The sequence below is a fragment of the Erythrobacter sp. CCH5-A1 genome, from assembly GCF_001557115.1.
Classification (GTDB): Bacteria; Pseudomonadota; Alphaproteobacteria; order Sphingomonadales; family Sphingomonadaceae; genus Erythrobacter.
On the sequence record NZ_LSKQ01000291.1, the window covers coordinates 1 to 416 of the forward strand.

Sequence of the window (416 nt, forward strand, 5' to 3'; positions counted from 1 at the left end):
GACACCATCGCCGCGCAGCGCCTGAGGAACGACCTTGGCATCGTGGCGGGCACCATGCACGGGACCGCCACCGACCCCTATGCCTATCTCCAGCAGGTCTCGGTCATGGATGCTTTCATGGCGGCGCGCGAGAGCTTCTCGGACGCGGGGTGGGATGCCTATGCGGCACAGCGCGCTGACGCACAGGCGCGCAACACCTACACCTCGATCGCGCAACAGGCGATGACCTGGGTGCCGCTGCTCGGCATCGTGCTGCATGTCGTGTTCTATGCCATGTTCCCGGTGATCTTCCCGCTCTTCCTCTTTCCGCGAACTGGCATCACGACGCTTCGCGGCTACGGGATGGGGTTCTTCTACCTTGCTAGCTGGGGACCGCTCTATGTGGTCCTGCACATGTTCGTGATGAACCGCGCCGC

The 416-nt window shown here is 63.7% G+C and carries 1 protein-coding gene; it reads left to right on the top strand.

The window, feature by feature from the left end:
- Window positions 1–416, top strand: a 416-nt coding sequence (locus AX708_RS17815; RefSeq protein ID WP_197426420.1) for a conjugal transfer protein TraG N-terminal domain-containing protein, incomplete at both ends; no start/stop codon positions are given.